Source organism: Streptomyces sp. NPDC107454, from assembly GCF_055582885.1.
On sequence record NZ_JBVJPA010000016.1, the window covers coordinates 44,591 to 68,016 of the forward strand.

At 70.3% G+C, this 23,426-nt stretch carries 20 protein-coding genes and 3 tRNA genes; 10 read left to right on the plus strand and 13 right to left on the minus strand.

Annotated elements, in window-relative coordinates:
• Positions 1-298 precede the first annotated feature (298 nt).
• The gene (gene bldC, locus ACZ69M_RS36210; protein WP_003949541.1) at positions 299-505 is read right to left on the minus strand and encodes a developmental transcriptional regulator BldC; all 207 of its coding nucleotides are present in this window, start codon (positions 503-505) and stop codon (positions 299-301) included.
• 737 nt (positions 506-1,242) lie between these two features.
• The gene (locus ACZ69M_RS36215; RefSeq protein ID WP_470056729.1) at positions 1,243-2,091 is read right to left on the minus strand and encodes a DUF8083 family protein; all 849 of its coding nucleotides are present in this window, start codon (positions 2,089-2,091) and stop codon (positions 1,243-1,245) included.
• Positions 2,092-2,336: 245 nt separating this feature from the next.
• Between ACZ69M_RS36215 and ACZ69M_RS36220 the strand changes: the two genes are divergently transcribed.
• Both ACZ69M_RS36220 and ACZ69M_RS36225 read left to right on the plus strand, forming a co-directional pair.
• A complete protein-coding gene (locus ACZ69M_RS36220) occupies positions 2,337-3,425 on the plus strand; it encodes a Leu/Phe/Val dehydrogenase (RefSeq protein WP_470056731.1) in 1,089 nt (362 codons plus the stop codon).
• 321 nt (positions 3,426-3,746) lie between these two features.
• Complete coding sequence (locus ACZ69M_RS36225; protein ID WP_319753414.1) at positions 3,747-4,001, plus strand: DUF3073 domain-containing protein; 255 nt, start codon at positions 3,747-3,749, stop codon at positions 3,999-4,001.
• Positions 4,002-4,145: 144 nt separating this feature from the next.
• On the opposite strand, the gene purM is transcribed toward ACZ69M_RS36225, so the two are convergent.
• From purM to purS, 7 genes are all read right to left on the minus strand, one after another.
• Complete coding sequence (gene purM, locus ACZ69M_RS36230; RefSeq protein WP_470056733.1) at positions 4,146-5,246, minus strand: phosphoribosylformylglycinamidine cyclo-ligase; 1,101 nt, start codon at positions 5,244-5,246, stop codon at positions 4,146-4,148.
• A gap of 43 nt (positions 5,247-5,289) precedes the next feature.
• A complete protein-coding gene (gene purF, locus ACZ69M_RS36235) occupies positions 5,290-6,816 on the minus strand; it encodes an amidophosphoribosyltransferase (protein WP_403702294.1) in 1,527 nt (508 codons plus the stop codon).
• A 61-nt stretch (positions 6,817-6,877) separates the two neighbouring features.
• Entirely contained in the window at positions 6,878-7,669 is a 792-nt protein-coding gene (locus ACZ69M_RS36240) for an META domain-containing protein (RefSeq protein ID WP_470056736.1), read from the minus strand.
• A gap of 84 nt (positions 7,670-7,753) precedes the next feature.
• Positions 7,754-8,548 (minus strand): maleylpyruvate isomerase family mycothiol-dependent enzyme, encoded by a 795-nt coding sequence (locus tag ACZ69M_RS36245; protein ID WP_470056738.1) that lies wholly within the window; start codon positions 8,546-8,548, stop codon positions 7,754-7,756.
• Between the two features lie 173 nt (positions 8,549-8,721).
• Positions 8,722-10,980: a phosphoribosylformylglycinamidine synthase subunit PurL gene (gene purL, locus ACZ69M_RS36250; protein WP_352053581.1), complete on the minus strand. Its 2,259-nt coding sequence runs from the start codon at positions 10,978-10,980 to the stop codon at positions 8,722-8,724.
• Positions 10,977-11,657 carry a phosphoribosylformylglycinamidine synthase subunit PurQ gene (purQ, locus tag ACZ69M_RS36255; RefSeq protein ID WP_470056740.1) on the minus strand — a complete coding sequence of 227 codons (681 nt, stop codon included), beginning with the start codon at positions 11,655-11,657 and terminating at the stop codon, positions 10,977-10,979. Before purQ ends, purL begins: the two co-directional genes overlap by 4 nt.
• Positions 11,654-11,917 carry a phosphoribosylformylglycinamidine synthase subunit PurS gene (gene purS / locus ACZ69M_RS36260; protein WP_005482678.1) on the minus strand — a complete coding sequence of 88 codons (264 nt, stop codon included), beginning with the start codon at positions 11,915-11,917 and terminating at the stop codon, positions 11,654-11,656. Before purS ends, purQ begins: the two co-directional genes overlap by 4 nt.
• A 361-nt stretch (positions 11,918-12,278) precedes the next feature.
• On the opposite strand from purS, the gene ACZ69M_RS36265 reads away from it, so the two are divergent.
• The 8 genes from ACZ69M_RS36265 (at position 12,279) to ACZ69M_RS36300 (ending at position 17,145) form a co-directional block, all read left to right on the plus strand.
• On the plus strand, positions 12,279-12,596 hold the full coding sequence (locus tag ACZ69M_RS36265) for a histone-like nucleoid-structuring protein Lsr2 (protein ID WP_352053582.1): 318 nt from the start codon (positions 12,279-12,281) through the stop codon (positions 12,594-12,596).
• A gap of 152 nt (positions 12,597-12,748) precedes the next feature.
• Positions 12,749-12,820: transfer RNA gene (locus tag ACZ69M_RS36270), tRNA-Gly, on the plus strand.
• Positions 12,821-12,899: 79 nt separating this feature from the next.
• Positions 12,900-12,975, plus strand: a tRNA-Gly gene (locus tag ACZ69M_RS36275).
• Positions 12,976-13,105: 130 nt separating this feature from the next.
• Complete coding sequence (locus ACZ69M_RS36280; protein ID WP_470056743.1) at positions 13,106-14,188, plus strand: ABC transporter ATP-binding protein; 1,083 nt, start codon at positions 13,106-13,108, stop codon at positions 14,186-14,188.
• The gene (locus ACZ69M_RS36285) at positions 14,185-15,021 is read left to right on the plus strand and encodes an ABC transporter permease (protein ID WP_470056745.1); all 837 of its coding nucleotides are present in this window, start codon (positions 14,185-14,187) and stop codon (positions 15,019-15,021) included. Before ACZ69M_RS36280 ends, ACZ69M_RS36285 begins: the two co-directional genes overlap by 4 nt.
• A gap of 20 nt (positions 15,022-15,041) precedes the next feature.
• Positions 15,042-16,358, plus strand: a complete 1,317-nt coding sequence (locus tag ACZ69M_RS36290; protein ID WP_470057032.1) for a sensor histidine kinase — start codon at positions 15,042-15,044, stop codon at positions 16,356-16,358.
• Positions 16,359-16,447: 89 nt separating this feature from the next.
• On the plus strand, positions 16,448-17,050 hold the full coding sequence (locus ACZ69M_RS36295) for a response regulator transcription factor (RefSeq protein WP_060898434.1): 603 nt from the start codon (positions 16,448-16,450) through the stop codon (positions 17,048-17,050).
• A 22-nt stretch (positions 17,051-17,072) separates the two neighbouring features.
• Positions 17,073-17,145, plus strand: a tRNA-Gly gene (locus tag ACZ69M_RS36300).
• A gap of 61 nt (positions 17,146-17,206) precedes the next feature.
• Here the strand turns inward: ACZ69M_RS36300 and ACZ69M_RS36305 are convergent.
• The 4 genes from ACZ69M_RS36305 to purD form a co-directional block, all read right to left on the minus strand.
• Positions 17,207-18,106: a phosphoribosylaminoimidazolesuccinocarboxamide synthase gene (locus ACZ69M_RS36305; RefSeq protein ID WP_470056747.1), complete on the minus strand. Its 900-nt coding sequence runs from the start codon at positions 18,104-18,106 to the stop codon at positions 17,207-17,209.
• Between the two features lie 74 nt (positions 18,107-18,180).
• Positions 18,181-19,734 (minus strand): N,N-dimethylformamidase beta subunit family domain-containing protein, encoded by a 1,554-nt coding sequence (locus ACZ69M_RS36310; RefSeq protein WP_470056749.1) that lies wholly within the window; start codon positions 19,732-19,734, stop codon positions 18,181-18,183.
• Between the two features lie 186 nt (positions 19,735-19,920).
• A complete protein-coding gene (locus ACZ69M_RS36315; RefSeq protein WP_470057034.1) occupies positions 19,921-21,777 on the minus strand; it encodes a hypothetical protein in 1,857 nt (618 codons plus the stop codon).
• 329 nt (positions 21,778-22,106) lie between these two features.
• On the minus strand, positions 22,107-23,384 hold the full coding sequence (gene purD, locus ACZ69M_RS36320; RefSeq protein WP_470056751.1) for a phosphoribosylamine--glycine ligase: 1,278 nt from the start codon (positions 23,382-23,384) through the stop codon (positions 22,107-22,109).
• Between the last annotated feature and the right edge of the window lie 42 nt (positions 23,385-23,426).

The following is a 23,426-nucleotide window of genomic DNA, read 5'->3' on the forward strand; positions in this document are numbered from 1 at the left end:
TTGCACCACTCTCCGAGGGCTCCCACAGGAGATCCGACAGCCCTCCCCAGACTCCGACAAGGCCGCTCACAGGCCCACCGCACGGCCCACACCCGCGCCCCTTCGGCACCTGAGCAGGGCATAAAAAAAATCGCGCTGGACCCGGCGGAGTCCAGCGCGATCGACGACGCACCCTTGTCGCATGTGTAACTGGGTCGGGCGTGAGCCCTGTTGGGGCAGGACCCGCGTCGCTTGGAGCTGTGGTTCGGGCGTCTTGACAGGTTGGGGGACCTGCCGAATTGCCCGATTATGCGATTGTTCAGGCTTCGCTGCGCTGCTGCGGGATACCCGCGAGTAGCGCGCGGACCTCAGCCTCGCGGTAGCGGCGGTGCCCGCCGAGCGTGCGGATGGATGTCAGCTTGCCGGCCTTCGCCCACCGCGTGACCGTCTTGGGGTCGACGCGGAACATCGTGGCGACCTCAGCCGGGGTCAGCAGCGGCTCGGCATCAGGGGTGCGAGCGGTCATGAGCGGCCTCCTCGGGAGAACCGAACCTTCTCGGTTCTTTCCTCTAAATTCTGCACCTTGACCCGCGTTGCCCGAAATGGCGGACGCGAGTCGAGTCGGTTATAGGACGAACGGCTTGTCCTCGGCACTACAACTACACCATCCGTCCAGCCGCGTCGGCCAAACCGATGGAATTGCCCTCCCAGGTGTTCATCAGCGACGGAAGCCGATGGACCATGCCATAGCGGACAGTCACGCCACTGTGACGATCAGTCACAGGACGATCAGGAGTCGTCAGACCCCCCATAGCGCGCAATACCGAGATTCCCGCCCAAACATGGACGGATGGAGCCCTCCCCCGGGCTCCTTGTCCTATTTTGGCACGAGGAGGGGCAAGCGATGCAAGAGCCAGGTAAGTGCCATCCGTCACGCTTGACACATCGTTGACACAAAAGACCGGATCGGGACCTAGGTCCCGCCTGCGCGGTCTTCTCCCGCAGTGAGGGTTCTTCAGCGTGCGAGGACCATACGTCAGTTCGGGCGAACACCAGTGAGAAGCACATCACACTTCTCGTGCGGCAAACCCGCTCCAGCCGTCCCGAGACGCTCAGACGTCCCGAAGTACTCAGACACCCCACAGGACGCACGGGACCCACAGGCCCCACAGAACCCACGGAACCCACGCGGTACACAGGACCCACGCACCCGCGGGCCCAAAGACCCGGGAGGCCCAGTTCGCCGAACGCCGGTCTCGGACCTCAGTTCGCCGAACGCCGGTCCCGGACCGAGCGCCAGCGCTCCACGAGCCGCCCGTACGCCTCTCCCGCCGCCGCCCCGTCCCCGTGCCGCAGCGCCTCGATGCCCTCGGCGACGTCGGCCGCCGAGTGGTCGTCCTCGAGGTGCCCGGCCGGCAGGGCGTGCACGAGCCCGCCGTAGTCCAGCTCGACCAGCGAGCGCGGATGGAACTCCTCCAGCCAGCGCCCCACGTCCACCAGACCGTCGATGAGGGGTCCCTCGTCCAGGGTGTCCCGCAGGGTCTTCAGGGCGCGTGCCGTCCGCCGCCGCGCCTGCACCATCGGCGTCCGGTAGCGCAGCGCGGGCGCGGCTCCGTCGCCGCCCGCCCCCTTCTCGTACCGCCGCTCCTCGTCGGTGACGAGCACGAACCAGTTCAGCGGCACCTGCCAGGTCGAGCTGCGGATCCACGGGCGGGCGTCGGGGTTGCGGGCCAGCCAGCGCTCGTAGTCGAGGGCCGCCTGGCGGCGTACGAGCGGCGGCAGGACCGCGTCCAGGACGGACACGGGCAGTTCGTCGGCCAGCTCCTCCAGCGCCTGCCAGCCGCGCAGCCGGGTGCGCCAGGGACAGACGCAGAGCACTCCGTCGACGCTCAGCACGAACGCGTCCGCGCTCTCGTGCACCGGCACGGGGATCGGCGGGGTGGGCAGCAGGTCGGCCAGGGAGCGGCGCAACTCGTCCTGGTACGACGGGCGCTCGGCGCGCCGTGCGTAACGCGCCCAGTGGGTCCGCTCAGGCTCCGGGAAGGCGGCCAGCGGTTCGTACACGCGCAGATAGGACGCGTACGGGACGATCACCGAGGACACCTTGGGCACCCCTGCTCCCTCCCCAACGGACCGGACACGAAACCCGGACGGAATCCCGGGCGAGCGGGACGCGGGCGACCGGGAAATCACTGCAAATCGTCCCACGATCGTGCGGAAACGTACTCCGGGAGGAGGTGATCCTGAACACTGCGCGGATGGCGACCGGGCACAGGCTCTAATCTCATGCCCACGGAAGCCCGCCATCCGCACGGGCACCGTCCACAACCGCCGCTACTTACCTGGGAGTCACCACCGTGACCGACGTAACCGACGGCGTCCTGCACACCCTGTTCCATTCGGACCAGGGGGGTCATGAGCAAGTCGTGCTCTGCCAGGACCGGGCCAGCGGCCTCAAGGCCGTCATCGCCATCCACTCCACCGCTCTGGGCCCCGCCCTGGGCGGGACGCGTTTCTACCCGTACGCGAACGAGGAGGAGGCCGTCGCCGACGCGCTGAACCTCTCGCGCGGGATGTCGTACAAGAACGCCATGGCCGGTCTCGACCACGGCGGCGGCAAGGCCGTGATCATCGGGGACCCCGAGCAGATCAAGAGCGAGGCCCTACTCCTCGCCTACGGCCGGTTCGTGGCCTCGCTCGGCGGGCGCTACGTCACCGCGTGCGACGTGGGTACGTACGTCTCCGACATGGACGTCGTGGCGCGCGAGTGCCGCTGGACGACGGGCCGCTCGCCCGAGAACGGCGGCGCCGGCGACTCCTCCGTCCTGACCGCCTACGGGGTCTTCCAGGGCATGCGGGCCAGTGCCCAGCACCTGTGGGGCGACCCGACGCTGCGCGGCCGCAAGGTCGGCATCGCGGGCGTGGGCAAGGTGGGCCACCACCTGGTGGACCATCTGCGCCAGGACGGCGCCGAGGTCGTGATCACGGACGTACGCGAGGAGTCCGTACGGCGGATCCTGGACAAGCACCCGACGGGCGTCACGGCCGCCACGGACACCGAGGCGCTGATCCGCACCGAGGGCCTGGACATCTACGCCCCCTGTGCGCTGGGCGGGGCGCTGAACGACGCGTCCGTGCCGGTGCTCACCGCGCGGATCGTGTGCGGCGCCGCCAACAACCAGCTCGCGCACCCGGGTGTCGAGAAGGACCTCGCGGACCGCGGGATCCTCTACGCGCCCGACTACGTGGTGAACGCCGGCGGTGTCATCCAGGTCGCCGACGAGCTGCACGGCTTCGACTTCGACCGGTGCAAGGCGAAGGCCACGAAGATCTTCGACACCACGCTGGCCATATTCGCACGTGCGAAGGAGGACGGGATTCCGCCGGCCGCCGCGGCCGACCGGATCGCCGAGCAGCGGATGGCGGAGGCGCGCCGCCGCGGATAACGGAACCCTCCATTCCGTCGCATTCCGCGCGCGTCTCGATGCTTGTCAGGGACCCGCCGAGGGGACACTTCGAGAGAACTCTCACTCCCGTCGGCGGGTCGTCCGCCAAGAAGAGGTTAAAATCGCGGTTGACCAGCGAGGACAGGGCACCTCGCAGGTTCTGGGCCAAGGCGCGTCCTGCGGGCGACGTACCGTATGGGCGCGGGCTCAGGTACCGTGGAAGCCCTACGGACCGGTCTCTCCACGGAGAGCCCGTTCCAGATCATGAACGCGTGTCAAGACTCTGGGGCCACCGAGCCCCGTATCCGAGGGGGTCGAGCCATGGGGCGCGGCCGGGCAAAGGCCAAGCAGACGAAGGTCGCCCGCCAGCTGAAGTACAGCAGCGGCGGGACTGACCTCTCGCGTCTGGCCAATGAGCTGGGCGCTTCGACTTCGAGCCAGCCGCCGAATGGCGAGCCGTTCGAGGACGACGACGAGGAAGACGACCCGTACGCCCAGTACGCGGATCTCTACAACGACGACGATGAGGATGAGGACGACCAGTCCGGTCCACACTCTCAACGTCGCGGCGCTTGACGCACCAGCGTCCCTCGCGGTTTCCGCGATCTCTCGTAGCTGTAGCGGTGAGCAGATCTCTGTTGGCGGATTTCTCGTAGTAACCGCACTTCACCCGGTCCGGGCCCTCAACGCCGGACCGGGTTTTGTGCTGCCCCGAGAGCCTCAGCTCGCGTAGTCGCCGATCAGGGCCGCGCCCGTCGCGTGATCGCCGCGCTCGGTGATCTCACCGGCGATCCAGGCGTCCACGCCCCGGTCCGCGAGGGTGGCCAGCGCCGCGTCCGCCGATTCCTCGGGGACGATCGCGATCATGCCCACGCCCATGTTCAGCGTCTTCTCCAGCTCCAGACGCTCGACCTCGCCCGTCCTGCCGACGAGGTCGAAGACCGGGGCCGGCGTCCAGGTCTCGCGGTCCACGATCGCGTGCAGCCCGTCCGGGATCACCCGGGCCAGGTTGGCCGCGAGCCCGCCGCCGGTGATGTGGCTGAACGCGTGCACCTCGGTGGTCCTCGTCAGCGCCAGGCAGTCCAGCGAGTAGATCTTGGTGGGCTCCAGGAGCTCCTCGCCGAGCGAACGGCCGAACTCCTCGACGTGCTGGTCCAGGCTGAGGTTCGCCCGGTCGAAGAGGACATGCCGGACGAGCGAGTACCCGTTCGAGTGAAGACCGGAAGCCGCCATGGCGATCACCGCGTCACCCGTACGGATACGATCCGGGCCGAGCAGCCGCTCGGCCTCCACCACGCCCGTACCGGCGCCCGCGACGTCGAAGTCGTCCGGACCGAGCAGGCCCGGGTGTTCGGCCGTCTCGCCGCCCACCAGGGCGCAGCCCGCGAGCACACAGCCCTCGGCGATGCCCTTCACAATGGCCGCCACGCGCTCCGGGTGGACCTTGCCGACGCAGATGTAGTCGGTCATGAAGAGCGGCTCGGCGCCGCACACCACGATGTCGTCCATGACCATCGCGACCAGGTCGTGGCCGATGGTGTCGTACACGCCGAGCCGACGGGCGAGGTCGACCTTGGTGCCCACACCGTCCGTGGCGGAGGCGAGCAGCGGGCGCTCGTAACGCTTGAGGGCGGAGGCGTCGAAGAGGCCGGCGAAGCCGCCGAGGCCGCCGAGGACCTCGGGGCGCTGCGTCTTCTTCACCCACTCCTTCATCAGTTCTACGGCGCGGTCGCCTGCTTCGATGTCGACGCCGGCAGCCGCGTAGGAAGCACCGGAAGCAGTGCCCGTCGACGAAGTCGACTGATCAGATACAGCAGACATTGCCTGGGATCTTTCGGGTTGGTGAAACGGGGCTCTGCGGCGCTTACGGGCGACGGATGGCGTCAGCCGCGGCCGTGGCTGCGGGACCCGCGGCCAGCTCGGTCTCCAGGAGCTGCTTGCCGAGCAGCTCGGGGTCGGGAAGGTCCATCGGGTACTCGCCGTCGAAGCAGGCGCGGCACAGGTTCGGCTTGGCGATGGTGGTCGCCTCGATCATGCCGTCGATGGAGATGTACGAGAGGGAGTCGGCGCCGAGCGAGGTGCCGATCTCCTCGATGGTCATGCCGTTGGCGATCAGCTCGGCGCGGGTCGCGAAGTCGATGCCGAAGAAGCAGGGCCACTTCACGGGGGGAGAGGAGATCCGGATGTGGACTTCCGCCGCACCCGCCTCGCGGAGCATGCGCACCAGGGCCCGCTGGGTGTTGCCGCGCACGATCGAGTCGTCGACGACGACCAGGCGCTTGCCCTTGATGACTTCCTTCAAGGGGTTCAGCTTCAGACGGATGCCCAGCTGGCGGATGGTCTGCGAAGGCTGGATGAAGGTCCGGCCGACGTACGCGTTCTTGACCAGGCCGGCGCCGAACGGGATGCCGCTGGCCTCCGCGTAACCGATCGCGGCGGGCGTTCCGGACTCCGGGGTCGCTATCACCAGATCGGCCTCGACAGGGGCTTCCTTGGCGAGCTTGCGGCCCATCTCGACACGCGAGAGGTACACGTTCCGGCCGGCGATGTCCGTGTCCGGGCGGGCCAGGTACACGTACTCGAAGACACAGCCCTTGGGCTTCGCTTCCGCGAATCGGGACGTACGCAGGCCGTTCTCGTCGATGGCGACGAACTCGCCCGGCTCGATCTCACGGACGTAGGCCGCGCCGCAGATGTCGAGGGCGGCGGACTCGGAGGCGACGACCCAGCCGCGCTCCAGGCGGCCGAGGACCAGCGGGCGGATGCCCTGCGGGTCGCGCGCCGCGTACAGGGTGTGCTCGTTCATGAAGACGAGGCTGAAGGCGCCCTTGACCTGCGGGAGGACCTTCGCGGAGGCCTCCTCGACGGTCAGCGGCTTGCCGTCGTCGTCGACCTGGGCCGCGAGGAGCGCGGTGAGCAGGTCGGTGTCGTTGGTGGCGGCCACGCGGGTGGTGCGGCCGTCCTGCTTGGGGAGGTCGGCGACCATCTCGGCGAGCTGCGCCGTGTTGACGAGGTTGCCGTTGTGGCCGAGCGCGATGGAGCCGTGCGCGGTGGCACGGAACGTCGGCTGGGCGTTCTCCCACACGGAGGCGCCAGTGGTCGAGTAGCGGGCGTGTCCGACCGCGATATGACCCTGGAGCGAACCGAGCGAGGTCTCGTCGAAGACCTGGGACACGAGGCCCATGTCCTTGAAGACGAGGATCTGGGAGCCGTTGCTTACCGCGATACCCGCGGATTCCTGGCCTCGATGCTGGAGGGCGTAGAGCCCGAAGTAAGTGAGCTTGGCGACCTCTTCACCCGGGGCCCAGACTCCGAAGACGCCGCAAGCGTCCTGGGGGCCTTTCTCGCCGGGGAGCAGATCATGATTGAGTCGACCGTCACCACGTGGCACGCCACCGAGTGTAGGCGAGATCGACCACTGGTCCGAATTGGGGATACGGATCCTTGACGGATCACTCGTCGGCGACGGCTTGGACGGTTTTTCCGTTTGTGCTGGTCAGCGCGATGGATCGGTGGTTCAAGTCGTATACGACCGTGCTGTCGAAGAGGCCCAGCAAGGTCCTCTCGGTGTCCATGAGTGAGCCGTCGCACATCATCCGGGTGGTCTTGGCGGCGCCGAGGGTGATATGTCCGTCGCGGACGGTGGCCTTGGCGGTGACCTGGTTGCAGCCGAGGCGTCCGGAAAGGGTGCCGTTCGCCTTGTCGAGGGTGAAGTGGGCGTCGGCCCCTTCGGGAAGGGACTGGGCCACGCCACCGTCCCCGAGGGAGGTGACCGTCCACTTCGTGCCGTACAGGGGTGCGTCCGGCTCCTTGGTGAGACTGACGCGGTCGCCGCCGTCGGTGGTGAGCGTCAGCTTGTCGCCCTTGACCTCGCTGGTGAACGTGTTGTCGACGTAGGCACGGCTGAGGCTCTGCTCGAAGCTCATGGGGTCCTTCTGGCAGCCCATGTCGGTCGCCTCGATCTTCCCGAAGTCGACACGGTCACCCTTGAGGGTGACGGTCGAGCCGAAGGTGTTGCAGCCGAGGTTGCCGCTGACGCGACCGTCCTCGCCGATCCGCAGATACGCGCTGTCCGGTGCCTGCCGGGTCCGGCCATGCGTGGTGAGGGTGTCGACGCTCCAGTGAACGCCGGTGACCGGGGACGATCCGGTCCCCACGGAGCCGCCGCCCGCCGTCTCGGTGCCACAGGCCACGGCGAGCGGAAGCAGGGTCAGGACGCTGAGGGTCAGTCGCTGCTTGTCCATGACGGTGTGACGGGAGGGGTGGGGTGGCCGGTTCCCCTCCGGGGCGGTGCGGGTGGGCTCGACGGGTGGTGTCGGCGGATGGAGTCAGCCCATCAGGGGCAGCAGTCCGCCGAGGTCGGCCCGCTCACCGCTGGCGCTGACCTTCGCCTCGTCCAGCGCGGTCCTCCACTCCGTACGTCCCGTAGCCAGCCGGATCCAGGTCAGCGGGTCGGTCTCCACGACGTTCGGCGGTGTGCCCCGGGTGTGCCGGGGGCCCTCCACGCACTGCACGACGGCGTACGGCGGGATCCGCACCTCCGTCGACGCGCCGGGCGCCTTCACGGCGAGCGCGTCGGCGAGCAGCCGGGTGCAGGCGGCGAGGGCCTGGCGGTCGAGGGGGATGTCGGTGTCGGCGGCGCGGTTCAGGTCGTCGGTGTGCACGACGAGTTCGACGGTGCGGGTGACGAGGTGGTCGGCGAGGGTCATGGCTCCGGTGCGCGCGGCGAGCAGCCGGTCGTCGGGGGCCGTGGCCAGGCGCTCGGTGATCCGCTGTTCGGCGCGCGCGTAGAGCGCGCCGAGGTCGGGGTTGTCGCGGGCGAGTTCCCGGGTGCCGTCGGCGATGTCCACGGCGCGTGCCGCCGTCGCGAACGGCCACTCCAGCAGCGCGAGTTCCTTCGCGCCGGGCTCGGGCCGGTCGAGGTTGCGGCTCACGCTCTCGACCGCCATCGTGAGGTGCACGGCCAGCTCCCGCACACTCCAGTCCCCGAGCCGCGCGGGCCGCGCCAGCTGCTCCTCGGTCAGGGCGTGGACGCCGCGCCGCACGTTGCCGAACTGCGCGAGCACGGCCACGCGGATCTTGGCGGGGTCATAGGTACGGGTGCGTTTCCTGGCCGGCGGCATGTGGCGAGCCTAGAGCCTGTCCGGCGGCGGACGTGAAGAAGCGGCGGACGTGAAGAAGTCGATGTCCGTACAGGAACGTCACGCCTGGCGCGCTCCGGGAGACCGAGCCCCTCGCGGCATGGCAACGGCCCCGACCGTCGAAACGGTCGGGGCCGTCGGTGTCGTACGACCGCTTACGCGAGCAGCGCCGGGATCGTGCCCTCGTGGGCCGTGCGGAGCTCGTCCAGCGGGAGTGCGAACTCGCCCTGGACCTCGACCGCGTCTCCGTCCACGACACCGATGCGGGTGACGGGCAGGCCCCGCGCACCGCACATGTCGTTGAAGCGGAGCTCCTCCGAGCGCGGGACGGCGACGACCGCGCGGCCCGCCGACTCCGAGAAGAGGAAGGTGAAGGCGTCGAGACCGTCGGGGACGACCAGCCGGGCGCCCTTGCCGCCGAGCAGCGCCGACTCGACCACGGCCTGGATCAGACCGCCGTCGGACAGGTCGTGCGCCGAGTCGACCATGCCGTCGCGGGAGGCCGAGATGAGGATCTCGCCGAGGAGGCGTTCGCGCTCCAGGTCGACCTTCGGGGGCAGGCCGCCGAGGTGGTCGTGGACGACCTGGGACCAGGCCGAACCGCCGAACTCCTCGCGGGTGTCACCGAGCAGGTAGAGGAGCTGGCCCTCTTCCTGGAAGGCGACCGGCGTGCGGCGGGCGACGTCGTCGATGACGCCCAGCACGGCCACGACCGGGGTCGGGTGGATGGCGGCCTCGCCCGTCTGGTTGTAGAGCGAGACGTTGCCACCGGTCACCGGGGTGCCCAGCTGCAGACAGGCGTCGGCGAGACCGCGGACGGCCTCGGCGAACTGCCACATGACGGCCGGGTCCTCGGGCGAGCCGAAGTTCAGGCAGTCGGAGACGGCGAGCGGCTTGGCGCCGGTCGTCGCGACGTTGCGGTAGGCCTCGGCGAGCGCGAGCTGCGCACCCGTGTACGGGTCGAGCTTCGCGTAGCGGCCGTTGCCGTCCGTGGCGATGGCGACGCCGAGTCCGGTCTCCTCGTCGATGCGGATCATGCCCGAGTCCTCGGGCTGCGCCAGCACCGTGTTGCCCTGCACGAAGTGGTCGTACTGGGAGGTGATCCAGGACTTGGAGGCCTGGTTCGGCGAGCTCACGAGCTTGAGGACCTGGTCCTTGAGCTCCTCGCTCGTCGCCGGGCGCGGCAGCTTGTTCGCGTCGTCGGCCTGGAGGGCGTCCTGCCACGCGGGGCGGGCGTAGGGGCGCTCGTAGACCGGGCCGTCGTGCGCGACCGTGCGCGGGTCGACGTCGACGATCTTGCCGCCGTGCCAGAAGATCTCGAGGCGATCGCCGTCCGTCACCTCACCGATCACCGTGGCGATGACGTCCCACTTGTCGCAGATCTCCAGGAAGCGGTCGACCTTCTCCGGCTCGACGACCGCGCACATGCGTTCCTGCGACTCGCTCATGAGGATTTCCTCGGGAGAGAGGGTCGAGTCCCGCAGGGGTACGTCGTCCAGGGTGACGCGCATGCCGCCGGAGCCGTTGGAGGCCAGCTCGGAGGTGGCGCAGGACAGACCGGCCGCGCCGAGGTCCTGGATGCCGACGACCAGCTTCTCGGCGAAGGCCTCGAGCGTGCACTCGATGAGCAGCTTCTCCTGGAAGGGGTCGCCGACCTGGACGGCGGGGCGCTTCGACGGCTTGGCGTCGTCGAAGGTCTCGCTCGCCAGGATGGAGGCGCCGCCGATGCCGTCGCCGCCCGTGCGGGCCCCGTAGAGGATGACCTTGTTGCCCGCGCCGGACGCCTTCGCGAGGTGGATGTCCTCGTGCTTCATGACGCCGATGGCTCCGGCGTTGACGAGGGGGTTGCCCTGGTAGCAGGCGTCGAAGACGACCTCGCCGCCGATGTTGGGCAGGCCCAGGCAGTTGCCGTAGCCGCCGATGCCCGCGACGACGCCCGGCAGGACGCGCTTGGTGTCGGGGTGGTCCGCGGCGCCGAAGCGCAGCGGGTCGACGACGGCGACCGGGCGGGCGCCCATCGCGATGATGTCGCGCACGATGCCGCCGACGCCGGTGGCCGCGCCCTGGTAGGGCTCGACGTACGACGGGTGGTTGTGCGACTCGACCTTGAAGGTGACGGCGTAGCCCTGGCCGACGTCGACGACACCGGCGTTCTCGCCGATGCCGACGAGGAGGGCGTCGGACTGCGGGGCCTTCTCGCCGAACTGGCGCAGGTGGACCTTCGAGGACTTGTACGAGCAGTGCTCGGACCACATGACGGAGTACATGGCGAGTTCGGCGCCGGTCGGGCGGCGGCCGAGGATCTCGACGACCCGCTCGTACTCGTCCTTCTTCAGGCCCAGTTCGGCCCAGGGCAGCTCGACGTCGGGGGTCGCGGCCGCGTTCTCGACCGTGTCCAGAGGCGTGCGGCTCATGCGGTGACCAGCTTCTTGAGGATCGAGGTGAAGAAGGGGAGGCCGTCGGTGCGGCCGGAGCCGACGAGGGGCTCGACGGCGTGCTCCGGGTGCGGCATCAGACCGACGACGTTGCCCGCCGCGTTCGTGATGCCGGCGATGTCGCGCAGCGAGCCGTTCGGGTTGACGTCCACGTAACGGAACGCGACCCGGCCCTCCGCCTCCAGCATGTCGAGCGTGTGCTCGTCGGCGACGTACCGCCCGTCCATGTTCTTCAGCGGGATGTGGATCTCCTGGCCGGACTCGTAGTCGGCCGTCCAGGACGTCTCCGCGTTCTCCACCCGCAGCTTCTGGTCGCGGCAGATGAAGTGGAGGTGGTTGTTGCCGAGCATCGCGCCGGGGAGGAGGTGCGCCTCGGTCAGGACCTGGAAGCCGTTGCAGATGCCGAGGACGGGCATTCCGGACTTCGCCTGCTCGATCACGGTCTCCATCACGGGCGAGAAGCGCGAGATGGCACCGGCCCGGAGATAGTCGCCGTACGAGAAACCGCCGGGCAGCACCACGGCGTCGACCTGCTTGAGGTCCTTGTCCTTGTGCCAGAGGGCGACGGGTTCGGCACCGGCGAGCTTGATCGCACGCTGCGTGTCCCGGTCGTCGAGGCTGCCCGGAAAGGTGACGACTCCAATACGAGCGGTCACTTTCCTGCCTCCGCGACTTCCTCGACCTTGACGGTGAAGTCCTCGATCACGGTGTTGGCGAGGAAGGATTCCGCCAGTTCATGGATGCGGGCGAGCGCGGCGTCGTCCACCGGTCCGTCCACTTCCAGTTCGAATCGCTTTCCCTGACGTACGTCGGAGACACCTTCGAAACCGAGGCGCGGCAGTGCACGCTGCACCGCCTGGCCCTGGGGGTCGAGGATCTCCGGCTTGAGCATGACGTCGACTACGACGCGTGCCACTGGCACTCCCGGTGTGTGGTGCTGAGCAGGTCGCTTCAGACTACCCGCACAAAATTTCTACTCGCGTAGATTCGTAGAATCCTACGTGAGCCCGATCACGATCCCGCATCGACGCGGGGGCACGTACGGAAAATCCTGGGAAAAATCGCAGAAGAGCGGCTGGGCCCCATTACCTTCGGACACGCGGAAGGTTTTAGTCGGGCTTCACAATGCAATGCCCGGCACTGTACAAAGGAATTGGCAATAGCCGATACTTTGCCCAATAACAGCCGGACAGTCGACATCTCCCCGACAACTCCGTGACGTCCACGCACGTCATGGGGGGCGATCGCAGAGGTGCCGCACGAAGGGACCGATATTCGTGGCGCAGCGTGTCGTAGTCACTCTCTTTGACGACATCGACGGCTCGGAAGCGGCGGAGACGATCGCCTTCGGACTCGACGGCAAGTCGTACGAGATCGACCTCAATCCAGCCAATGCCAAGAAACTGCGTAAGGTGCTCGCGCCCTACGTCGACGCCGGCCGCAAGCAGTCGAAGTCCGGGAAGGCGTACACGCACACCGCGTTGACCCCCGACCCGGCCGCCGTCCGCGCCTGGGCCCGCTCCAACAAGCTGGACGTCCCCCCGCGCGGCCGCATCCCCAAGAAGGTCTACGAGGCGTTCGCCGAGGCGCACTGAGTCCGAGGGGCCGCCGGATGGCCCGCCGGGGTCCCGCTCCGGCCGGCCATCCGCCCCCGCGCACAACCGACTTGCGCTGACCCCCTGCTGATCAGCTAGAGTCTGGAGCACGCCGAGGGGCAAGGCCGAAAAGCCGGACCCCGAGGAGTCACGCGGGTGTAGTTCAGTAGCAGAACATCCCCCTTCCAGGGGGAAGGCGCAGTGTGCAATTCCTGTCACCCGCTCTGCAGCCCTTACCGATCACTGTTGTGGATCAGGTAGGGTGGTGCTCGCACCGACCGGTGAAAGCTGGTCGGCGGCAATGCGGACGTAGCTCAGTTGGTAGAGCGCAACCTTGCCAAGGTTGAGGTCGCGAGTTCGAGCCTCGTCGTCCGCTCCAGGAAGCAAAGACCCCGGTCATCGACCGGGGTCTTTCTCGTGTGCGCGGACGAGCGTCCCCTGACATTTGTCATGCGGAGTGATGACACCGCGCACTGCTGTCGGGTCCCGTCCACGGGGACGCTGATTTCATGAACACGAACAAGCAGGATGACGTGATCGAGGTCACTGATCTGCGGCGCGTGTACGGGGGAGACCGGGGAGCCGGCGGAGATTTCGAGGCCGTGCGCGGAATCACCTTCTCCGTGGGCCGCGGTGAGCTCTTCGCGCTGCTGGGGACCAATGGCGCCGGCAAGACCTCCACCGTCGAGCTGCTGGAGGGCCTCGCCCCTCCGGCGGGCGGCCGGGTGCGGGTCCTCGGACACGATCCGTACGAGGAGCGCGCGGCCGTCCGGCCCCGGATCGGCGTGATGCTGCAGGAAGGCGGCTTCCCCTCCGAACTGACGGTCGCGGAGACCGTACGGATGTGGGCGGGCTGCACGAGCGGAGCCCGGCCGACCGCTCAGGCCCTGGGCATGGTCGGGCTCACCCGGCGGTCCGGGGTACGGGTGAAGCAGCTGTCCGGGGGCGAGAAACGGCGCCTGGACCTGGCCCTCGCGCTCCTCGGCCGCCCCGAGGTCCTCTTCCTCGACGAGCCGACGACCGGCCTGGACGCCGAAGGGCGCCGGGACACCTGGGACTTGGTGCGCGAGCTGCGCGACGGCGGTACGACCGTGGTGCTGACCACGCACTACCTGCAAGAGGCGGAGGAGCTGGCCGACCGGCTCGCGATCCTGCACGAAGGGCACATCGCGGCCTCCGGCACCCCTGCCGAGGTGACCGCGTCCGCACCGTCCCGGATCTCCTTCGAACTGCCCGACGGCTACTTCCTCGGAGATCTGCCCCCGCTCGCCGGACTCGGCGTGACCGACCACGAGACGGCGGGCCGTGCCGTCAGGCTGCGCACCGACGAGCTCCAGCGCACCGCCACCGCACTGCTGCTGTGGGCCCACCAGAAGCAGGTCGAGCTGCGGGGGCTCGATGTGCGGTCGGCCTCCCTGGAGGAGGCGTTCCTGCGGATTGCGCGGGATGCCGCGGGCCGGGGTGCGGGTGCGCGGGACACGGATGTACGGGGTGCGGGTGCGCAGGGCGCGGGTGCGCAGGGCGCGGATATGCGGGGCTCAGGTGTACGGGGCTCAGGTGTGCGGGAGCAGGAGAAGGGGTCGGTGGCATGAGCGCGACAGTCCCGGCGACCGGGCCAACCGGTGCGGGTACGGGTGCGGGTGCGGGTGCGGGTGCGGGTACGACGACGGCCGCGGGGCGGATGGCCGCCCTGGCGCGCGCCGAGCTGACCCTGCTGGGCCGCTCGAAGGCGACCCTCGCCGCCGCCGTGTTCGTGCCGCTGACCTTGCCGTTCAGCCTCCGCTCGACGGTCGACCAGATGGACCTGAAAGGCGCCGGGCTCTCGGTCGGCTCGGTCGTCCTGCCGTCCTCCGTCGGCCTCGCACTCCTCTTCGCGGTCTACAGCACGCTGGTGAGCGTGTACGCGGCCCGCCGCGAGGAGCTCGTCCTCAAACGGCTGCGCACCGGGGAACTGCGGGACGCGGAGATCCTCGCGGGTGCGGCCCTGCCCTCGGTCGCGATCGGCCTGGTGCAGTGCCTGGTGCTGACGGTCGCGTGCGCCGCGCTGCTGGACGTCGGGGCGCCACCGGCACCGCACCTCGCCGTCCTGGGGCTGCTCCTGGGCCTGGCGATGTGGCCTCCGCTCGCGGCGATCACCGCGAACCTCAGCAAGAGCGTGGAGGGCGCCCAGGTCGCCGCCATGCCCTTGATACTGGTGTCGCTGCTCGGTTCCGGCACCTTCTTCCCGCTCGAGGTCATGCCGGACCAGCTGGCCTCGGCCTGCGAACTGCTGCCCCTGACCCCGGTGATCACGCTGATACGCGGCGGCTGGACCGGCGACCTCTCCGCGCACGACACCCTGGGCGCGCTCGGGACGGCGGTGGCCTGGATCGTGCTCGCGGTGTTTGCTGTACGGCGGTGGTTCCGCTGGGAGCCGCGGCGTTGACCAGGGACGTGGTGATGGGCATGGGCGGGCGCGGCGGCTGGTGGCACGGCAAGAGCACGCCGGCGAAGGTCGAGACGTACACACGGTGGTCGTTCCACACCTTCCCGTTCATCGAGGTCGCCACCTTCGCGCTGCCGACCTTCGGATACGTGCCCGCCCCGGTGAACTGGATCCTGTTCCTGCTGGTGAGCGCGCACGCCGTGGCCGCCGCGGTGACCGCCTCGCTGACCCTGGACTGGACCCGCGGCCGCCGCCCCCTGCCGGTACGGCTGCTCTGGGCACTGAGCATCGCCACCGTGGTGATCGCCGTCGTGAGCCTGGTGGTCGCGCTGCACGGCCCGCGCGGCGCGGACAACGGGGCTGCGGCGGGCACGGTGTTCGTCGGCGTCCTGTCGTTCGGGATCGGCACCCTGGCGCTCGCGGTACGGGAGTGGCGACGCATGGTGTACGGGGTGCTCGGCGCCGCCCTGGTTGCCGGCGCCGTGGCCGTCCCGGCGGGTGTCCCGGCACCCAGCGCCGCCGTCGCCGCCGGTGCGGTCGTCCTCGCCGCCGGTTTCTTCACCTTCACCTCCGCCTTCTCCGTCTGGCTGCTGAACGCCGTCTACGAACTCGACGAGGCCCGCGAGACCCGGGCCCGGCTCGCCGTCGCCGAGGAACGGCTGCGCTTCGGGCGCGATCTGCACGACGTGATGGGCCGCAACCTGGCGGTGGTCGCGCTGAAGAGCGAGCTCGCCGTGCAACTGGCCCGGCGCGGACGGCCGGAGGCCGTGGAGCAGATGATCGAGGTCCAGCGGATAGCGCGGGAGACGCAGCGGGAGGTCCGCGAGGTCGTACGCGGCTACCGCGAGGCCGATCTCCGGACCGAACTCGCGGGCGCCCAGGGCGTGTTGACGGCCGCCGGCATCGACTGCGAGGTCAGCGGCCCGGTGCCGGGACTGCCCGCGGAGATCCAGTCCGCGCTCGGCTGGGTCGTACGGGAGGCGACGACGAACGTGTTGCGGCACGGGGACGCCGGAAGGTGCGCGGTGTCCCTGCGAGTGGCGGAGGGCCGGGTGACCCTCACCGTCGAGAACGACGGGGCGCCCGGTACCGGCACCGGTTCCCGCACCAATGCCGATACCGCCGAGCCGGGAAGGGGGTCCGGGCTCGCCGGACTGCGGGAGCGGCTCAGGGAGGTGGACGGGGTGCTGCGGGCCGGGCCTGCCGGGGATGACCTGTTCCGCCTGACCGCCGAGGTGCCGCTGCCCCCCGACTCGGCCCCGGAACGGGCTCCGGACCCGGAACCGGGTGGGGCGCCGCGACCCGTCCCCCACCCCGTGAGCGAGGTCACCTCATGACGTCCACCCCACCACCCAACTCACCAGCCCCACACACCTCATCCACCCCATCTATCCCATCCGTCTCATCCGTCTCATCCGCACCTCCCGTGCGGCTGTTGCTCGCCGACGACGAGCATCTGATCAGGGGTGCGCTCGCCGCGCTGCTGGGACTGGAGGACGACCTCGTGGTGGTCGCCGAGGCCGCGACCGGGCCCGAGGCACTGGCGATGGCGCTGGCTCACGAGCCCGATGTCGCCGTTCTGGATCTGCAGATGCCGGGGGCGGACGGTGTGAGGGTCGCCACATCGCTACGGGCCGAACTGCCCGGCTGTCAGGTGCTGATCGTGACGAGTCACGGGCGGCCGGGGCATCTGAAGCGAGCGCTTGCGGCAGGCGTGCGCGGGTTCGTCCCGAAGACGGTGAGCGCACAGCGGCTCGCGGAGATCATTCGTACCGTGCATGCGGGAAACCGTTATGTGGACCCGGAATTGGCCGCGGACGCGATCTCCGCCGGGGACTCGCCGCTGACCGCGCGCGAGGCCGAAGTGCTCGAGTTCGCCGCCGACGGGGCGCCCGTCGCGGAGATCGCGGAGCGGGCGGCGCTGTCCCAGGGAACGGTGCGCAACTATCTTTCGTCGGCCGTCTCGAAGCTCGGGGCGGAGAACCGTCACGCGGCGGTGCGTCTCGCACGGGAGCGAGGTTGGGTATAGTTGTTCTCGCACCACAGCGCATGCGGACGTAGCTCAGTTGGTAGAGCGCAACCTTGCCAAGGTTGAGGTCGCCAGTTCGAACCTGGTCGTCCGCTCGGAGAAAGAAGCCCCCGGCCCTTCAGGGCCGGGGGCTTCTTCGTGTGCTCCTTCGCGTCCTCAGCTCCAGCTGATGCCGGTCAGGCGCTCGTACGCCTCGATGTACTTGGCGCTGGTCGCGTCCACGATGTGCTGCGGCAGCGGCGGCGGGGGCTGCTCGCTCCTGCGGTCCCAGCCCGACTCGGGAGACGTCAGCCAGTCGCGGACGAACTGCTTGTCGAAGGACGGCTGGGCGTGGCCCGGCTCCCACACGTCGGCGGGCCAGAAGCGGGAGGAGTCCGGGGTCAGCACCTCGTCGGCGAGGACGAGCGTCTCGCCCTCGTAGCCGAACTCGAACTTGGTGTCCGCGAGGATGATGCCGCGCTCGCGCGCGATGTCCCGGGCGCGGCCGTAGACGGCGAGGGTCGTCTGGCGCAGCTGGGCCGCCGTCTCGGCGCCGACCTGGCGGGCGACCTCCTCGTACGACACGTTCTCGTCGTGCTCGCCGACCGCGGCCTTGGTGGCGGGGGTGAAGATCGGCGCGGGGAGTTCCGAGCCGTCGACGAGGCCCTCGGGGAGGGCGAGGCCGCAGACCGTGCGGGACTCGTCGTACTCGACGAGGCCCGAGCCGGTGAGATAGCCGCGCGCGACGCACTCGACCGGCGTCATCCGCAGGGACTTGCAGATGAGGGTGCGGCCCTCCCAGTCGGCGGGGGCGCCCGGCGGGAGCTCGGTGCTCAGCACATGGTTGGGGACCAGGTCGGCGAGCTTGTCGAACCACCACAGCGAGAGCTGGGTGAGGACCCGGCCCTTGTCGGGGATCTCCGTGGGCAGCACCCAGTCGTAGGCGGACAAACGGTCACTGGCGATCATCACGAGGTCGCCCGCCTCGTTCTGGTACAGGTCGCGCACCTTGCCGGTGTGCAGATGTACCAGACCCGGGACCTGGAGGGGCTCGGGCTTTTCGACGAATCCGGACACGGTTCCTCCCCGTGGTTCTGTCCAAGTGGCTCGATTCTCCCGTATCCGGAGAGCGGCTTCGGCCAGGGGGTTGCTCAGTCGCGTTTGCAGATGCGGTCGAGGAGGTTCGCGGTGGCTCGCTGGACACGGGCGTCGACGTGGCCGGGGCGGTCCAGGGCCGGGGACCATGCGAACGTCCCGGCCGCGAAGACCAGGGCGCCGGAGGGAGCCCGGTAGAGGGAGGTCTCCTGGTGGCGGGTGGCGCCCTCGCTGTCCTGGTAGGGGGAGTGGGCGAGCAGGATGCGGCCCTGGTGCTCGGGCAGCGGGGTGCGCGGGAAGTAGCGGTCGGCCTCGCCCGCGACCATGCCGGCGAGTTCGTCGCCCTCGTGCGCGCCGGTCGACTCCCACAGCCAGTGGTCGGCGTTGCGCACGACCAGGGGGTGGGGTTCCGGGACCCTGCCCGCGTACTGGATGCCGATGAGCTGCTGCTCAGGACGGTCGATTTCGCGCCACAGCGCCGGCTTTCCCGGGCCTCTGCGTTTGCGGCAGGTCAGGAGGCGGTCGGCGACGCCGGACGGGGACGGGGCCAACTCCACCTGCCAGTACATGGTGTTGGCGGAGAGGAAGACCAGGGAGGTGCCGCTTTCGCGGGCGAGTTCCACGGTGCGGCGCATGGCCGACGACCAGTACTCGTCGTGCCCCGGGAAGACCAGGCCGCGGTAGCGGGTGGGGTCGACGCGGCCGGCGTGCAGGTCGCGGGCGTCGGCGTAGGCGATGTCGTAGCCGTAGCGCTCGGCCCAGCGGATGAAGTCGTAGGCGTGGCCGACGTGGAGGGGGAGGCCCGCGCCGGCGTACGGGCGGTCGAAGGAGACCGTCGTCGCGGCCTCGGACTCGCCGAGCAGACGGCCGTTCTCGTCCCAGGCGTGGTAGAGGCTGGCGCCGGTGTGCCCGTCCTCCGGGTACAGGTTGTACGCCTGCCAGGTGATGTCCGGGAGCAGGAGGAGGAGATCCGCGGGGTGGTTGTCGCGGACGGTGAAGGGGACGTGGGAGCGGTAGCCGTCGGCCGTGGTGAGTACGGCCACGTACGCGCCGATGTTCCAGTAGCTCGGGATCTGCAGGCGCCAGGAGAGCCACCAGTGATGACAGGAAACGGTTCTGTCGGCGGCGAGGGGCGGCGGCTGGACGATGCCCGACAGGCGGGGGCTGGTGGTGATCTTGCTGGCCCCGTCGCCTCCGTAGTGCCCGATGCGGTAGATGTCGACGCTGAATTCCTGGGGCGGGTCGACGGTGACGTGGAAGTCGATGGCCTCGCCCGGCGCGGCCGCGCCGTTGGAGGCGAAGCCCTTGATCTGGCGGTGCACGTCGTCGGCCGGGCGGGGGCCGCCGGCGCGCGGGTGGGGGATCGGGGGCTTGCGGGAGCCCTGGAGGGTGGCGGACCCACCGGGACCCCCGGCTTGACCGGCTTGACCGGCCCGACCTGCCTGATCGACGTGATCAATGTGGTCGATGTACCACGGGACGACATGGCCCGTGTCGTCGAAGTACTGCTCGTCGCCCCTGAGCCAGGGAACGGGGCCCTGGCCGAAGGGGTCCGTCACGGCGTGCGCGAGTGCGCCCGACTCCCAGCGGCGGATCTGCTCCGACCCCATGCCTGCTCCCCTCCCTCGTGCCCCCGTCGGTTCTGTAAGCCCCCGCCCCGCGCGCGATCGGTCCCAGCACATCACATTACGCACGCACTCCGTCACCGTTCGTCGCGAATTGACGTGAACGGAACGCGGCTCTCCGGTTGAAGAGGCGGATATCGACGGCTGGGAGCAGCGACGGTGGTGACGGCGTCAGACCAGGCGGACCGGTTTCTCGGGACGAACGCCGAGGTGGCGGAGCCAGTCCCGGAGCGGCTCCGGGTCACCGTCCTCGACGAGGGTCAGCACCCGCGGCCCCAGATCGGCGGCCCGCACCCCGTCGACAAGAAGGGCGGGGCCATCGAGCCAGTCGAGCCCCGGCGCCGCCCCGGCGGTGTCCATCGCCGCACAACAGACCATCGCGGTGACATGGTCGGCCAACAGCTCACGCCCACTGCGCGGCGGCTGGAGCGGAAAGAGCGGCAGCATCCCGTCGTCCCAGAACGACCAGTCGGGGCCCGGCTGCTCCGCACCCCCGCCCGGCCCGGACGCCACGGCCGGCGCCGCCGCCTCCTCACGGGCCAGCTCCGCGCTGAGCCCGGCCGCGAGTGCCGCCGTGCGCTCACTCCCGAGCACGGGCTCGCCGTCCTCCCCGACCTCGACCTCGGCTTCTGTCTCCGTATCCGTATCCGTCTCGTTCGGACTCACGCCCGTGCCCCTCTCCCCGTACGCCTCGCACCGATCGACGGAAAGGCCGGCGTCGTCCGTGGCCGGCGTCGCAGGTGCGGTCAGATGGTCGAGCACGCGGGCCAGCGTCGGACCGCCCTGGTCGGGCTGGGTCGGATCCGTGGGGTGGCGGACGCCCAGCGCGTCCAGCACCCGGTGCAGCCGGGCCGCTTCGGTGCGCCATGTGCGGTCGACGACCTCGTCCGGATACTCCTGCCAGTCCACCGGCGCCCAGTCGGGCCCGGGCTCCGCGGGCCCGCCGTGGAAGAGGCGCGCGGCGAGAAGCGAGGCCGCCTCGTCCACCGAACCGGGCTCTTCGAGCAGGTCGCAGGCGGGACGCTCGCCGAGGCGGGACGCGAAGCCCTCGGCCAGCCGGTCACGGCGCGACAGCTCGGTGAGGGCCGCGACGACACCCACGTCCAGCCGGGCAGGCCAGCGGCCCATCCGCCAGGCGGGCAGCGCGACCCGGGTCAACAGCCGGTCCCAGCCCGCGTACGCCAGGCCGACCTGTTCCTGGGCGACGATCCGCAGACCGTAGTCCACAGCCTGTGCACGCTCGGCCGCGGCAGCCGCCACTCCCCGTTCCATCTCGGCCGCATGACCCCGGCAGCTGCGCAGCAGCAGGCGGGTCACCCAGCCGACACCGGCGAGGACCGTGCGGACCAGGGGGCCGCGGGCGGGCTCGGAGGTCACGGCCACGGCCGCGTCCAGACCCCGTACGAAACGGCGCGCCGCGGCTATGTCGGGGTGCGCCGAAGGTCCCGTACCGGCGACGACCGGGGCGAGGACCGCGCGCAGCTCCCCGACCCGCATCCACCACAAGAAGGGCGAGCCGATGACGAGGACGGGAGCCGCGGGGGCTCGGCGGGCTCGCCCGGCTCCGCCGCTCAAGCCTCGTGCGCCCGCTATTTCGTCGCGGTACTCGGGCGGCGGCGGGCCGTGCGCCGGGTGGGTGCGGTCCTCCAGCCAGCTGTCGCAGTCCGGGGTCAGCGCTATCGCCGAGGGCGGCGGGACGTCGAGGCGGTCGGCCAGGTCCCGGACCAGGCGGTAGAGGTCGGGAGCGGACGCCTCCGCGATCGGGACCGTGGGGCTCACGGCGGGCCGCGCGCGGGCGACGACGAGCGCGATGCCCGCGGCGGCGAGCAGCACGAGGGCGGCGAGGACCGTCACGATCCAGCGAGTGACGGGCCAGCTTCCGCCGGTGATGTGCCCGGTCGAGCCGCCGACGAGCAGCACGACGGCGACGGCCGCGGGCAGCAGGGCGACGGCCAGCGCCCTGCTGCGTATCCGCAGCACGGCGAGCGCCCGGGAGCGCGCGGCCTGCGCGCCCACCTCCACACCCATACCGGTCACGACCGGATGTCACCCCCTGCTGTCGGCCCGGCCCGAGCTGTCTCGCAGCCCGCGCCGAAGGATGCCCTGGTGTTGCTCACTCCCCCACTGTGGCACCCGCCACCGACATCGCAATGCCGGTGGGCCAAGTGCCGGAACGCTTTCGCCGCACCCTAGTTGGGGCCTCGGCCCCCGTCAGCCGGATGGGGCATCGCTCACTCGATGGAATGGCTTTGGGGAAAGGTGGATGACCGTGGGCAAGGATCAGGCCCCGGATTCCGTACAGAATCCGGGGCCCAGTGGTGCGTGCGGGGGTGGGGGCTAAGCCTCCGTCAGGGGCTCTACGCCTCGGTCGTGACGTCGGTCGTGGCGTCCGCCGCCGCCTTCGCCGCGATGTCCGTACGGTGCTGCGAACCGTCGAGGCGGATGCGGCTGACGGCCGCGTAGGCGCGGGCGCGGGCCTCGGTGAGGTCTGTGCCGGTCGCCGTGACCGAGAGCACCCGGCCGCCCGCGCTGACGACCGCGTCGCCGTCGTGCTTCGTCCCGGCGTGCAGGACGTACGCGTACGGGGCGTCCAGCGCCGCCACCTCGTCGAGCCCGGTGATCGGGTCGCCGGTGCGCGGGGTGTCGGGGTAGTTGTGGGAGGCCACGACCACGGTGACCGCCGCGTCGTCGCTCCAGCGCAGCGGCGCGAGATCGGCGAGGGTGCCTTCGGCGGCGGCGAGCAGGACGCCCGCGAGCGGGGTCTTCAGCCGGGCCAGGACCACCTGGGTCTCCGGGTCGCCGAAACGGGCGTTGAACTCGATCACCCGTACGCCGCGGCTCGTGATCGCCAGACCCGCGTAGAGAAGGCCGGAGAACGGGGTGCCTCGGCGGCGCAGCTCGTCGACGGTCGGCTGGAGGACGGTCTCCATGACCTCCTCGACCAGCTTCGGGTCCGCCCACGGGAGGGGCGAGTACGCGCCCATGCCGCCGGTGTTCGGGCCCTCGTCGCCGTCCAGCGCGCGCTTGAAGTCCTGGGCGGGCTGGAGCGGGACGACCGTCTCGCCGTCGGTGATCGCGAAGAGGGAGACCTCGGGGCCGTCGAGGAACTCCTCGATGACCACGCGGTCGCAGGCGACGGCGTGCGCGCGGGCCTTCGCGAGGTCGTCGGTCACGACGACACCCTTGCCGGCCGCGAGTCCGTCGTCCTTCACGACGTACGGGGCGCCGAAGGCGTCGAGCGCCTCGTCGACCTCCTCGGGCGTCGTGCAGACATACGAACGTGCCGTGGGGACGCCCGCCCCTGCCATCACATCCTTGGCGAAGGCCTTGGAGCCCTCCAGCTGCGCGGCCTCCTCGGAGGGGCCGAAGCAGGGGATGCCCGCCGCGCGCACGGCGTCGGCGACCCCGGCGACCAGCGGCGCCTCCGGGCCCACGATCACCAGCTCGGCGCCGAGCTCCGTGGCCAGCGCGGCCACGGCGGCGCCGTCGAGGGCGTCGACCGGGTGCAGCTCGGCCGTCCCCGCGATGCCTGCGTTCCCGGGGGCGCAGTGCAGGGCGGTGACGTCGGGGTCGAGGGACAGGGAACGGCACAGGGCGTGTTCGCGGGCGCCGCTACCGATGACGAGGACCTTCACGGGGTCAGCCTAACCGTCGGGGCCGGGTGCCTTTGTGGGGGC

Coding starts and splice junctions, on each gene's coding strand:
- ACZ69M_RS36240 (WP_470056736.1), bottom strand. CDS start 7,669: ATGGACAAGCAGCGACTGACCCTCAGCGTCCTGACCCTGCTTCCGCTC.
- ACZ69M_RS36280 (WP_470056743.1), top strand. CDS start 13,106: ATGAACACGAACAAGCAGGATGACGTGATCGAGGTCACTGATCTGCGG.
- ACZ69M_RS36315 (WP_470057034.1), bottom strand. CDS start 21,777: ATGGGTGTGGAGGTGGGCGCGCAGGCCGCGCGCTCCCGGGCGCTCGCC.
- ACZ69M_RS36290 (WP_470057032.1), top strand. CDS start 15,042: ATGGGCGGGCGCGGCGGCTGGTGGCACGGCAAGAGCACGCCGGCGAAG.
- bldC (WP_003949541.1), bottom strand. CDS start 505: ATGACCGCTCGCACCCCTGATGCCGAGCCGCTGCTGACCCCGGCTGAG.
- ACZ69M_RS36245 (WP_470056738.1), bottom strand. CDS start 8,548: ATGCCGCCGGCCAGGAAACGCACCCGTACCTATGACCCCGCCAAGATC.
- ACZ69M_RS36225 (WP_319753414.1), top strand. CDS start 3,747: ATGGGGCGCGGCCGGGCAAAGGCCAAGCAGACGAAGGTCGCCCGCCAG.
- ACZ69M_RS36310 (WP_470056749.1), bottom strand. CDS start 19,734: ATGGGGTCGGAGCAGATCCGCCGCTGGGAGTCGGGCGCACTCGCGCAC.
- purL (WP_352053581.1), bottom strand. CDS start 10,980: ATGAGCCGCACGCCTCTGGACACGGTCGAGAACGCGGCCGCGACCCCC.
- ACZ69M_RS36285 (WP_470056745.1), top strand. CDS start 14,185: ATGAGCGCGACAGTCCCGGCGACCGGGCCAACCGGTGCGGGTACGGGT.
- purM (WP_470056733.1), bottom strand. CDS start 5,246: ATGTCTGCTGTATCTGATCAGTCGACTTCGTCGACGGGCACTGCTTCC.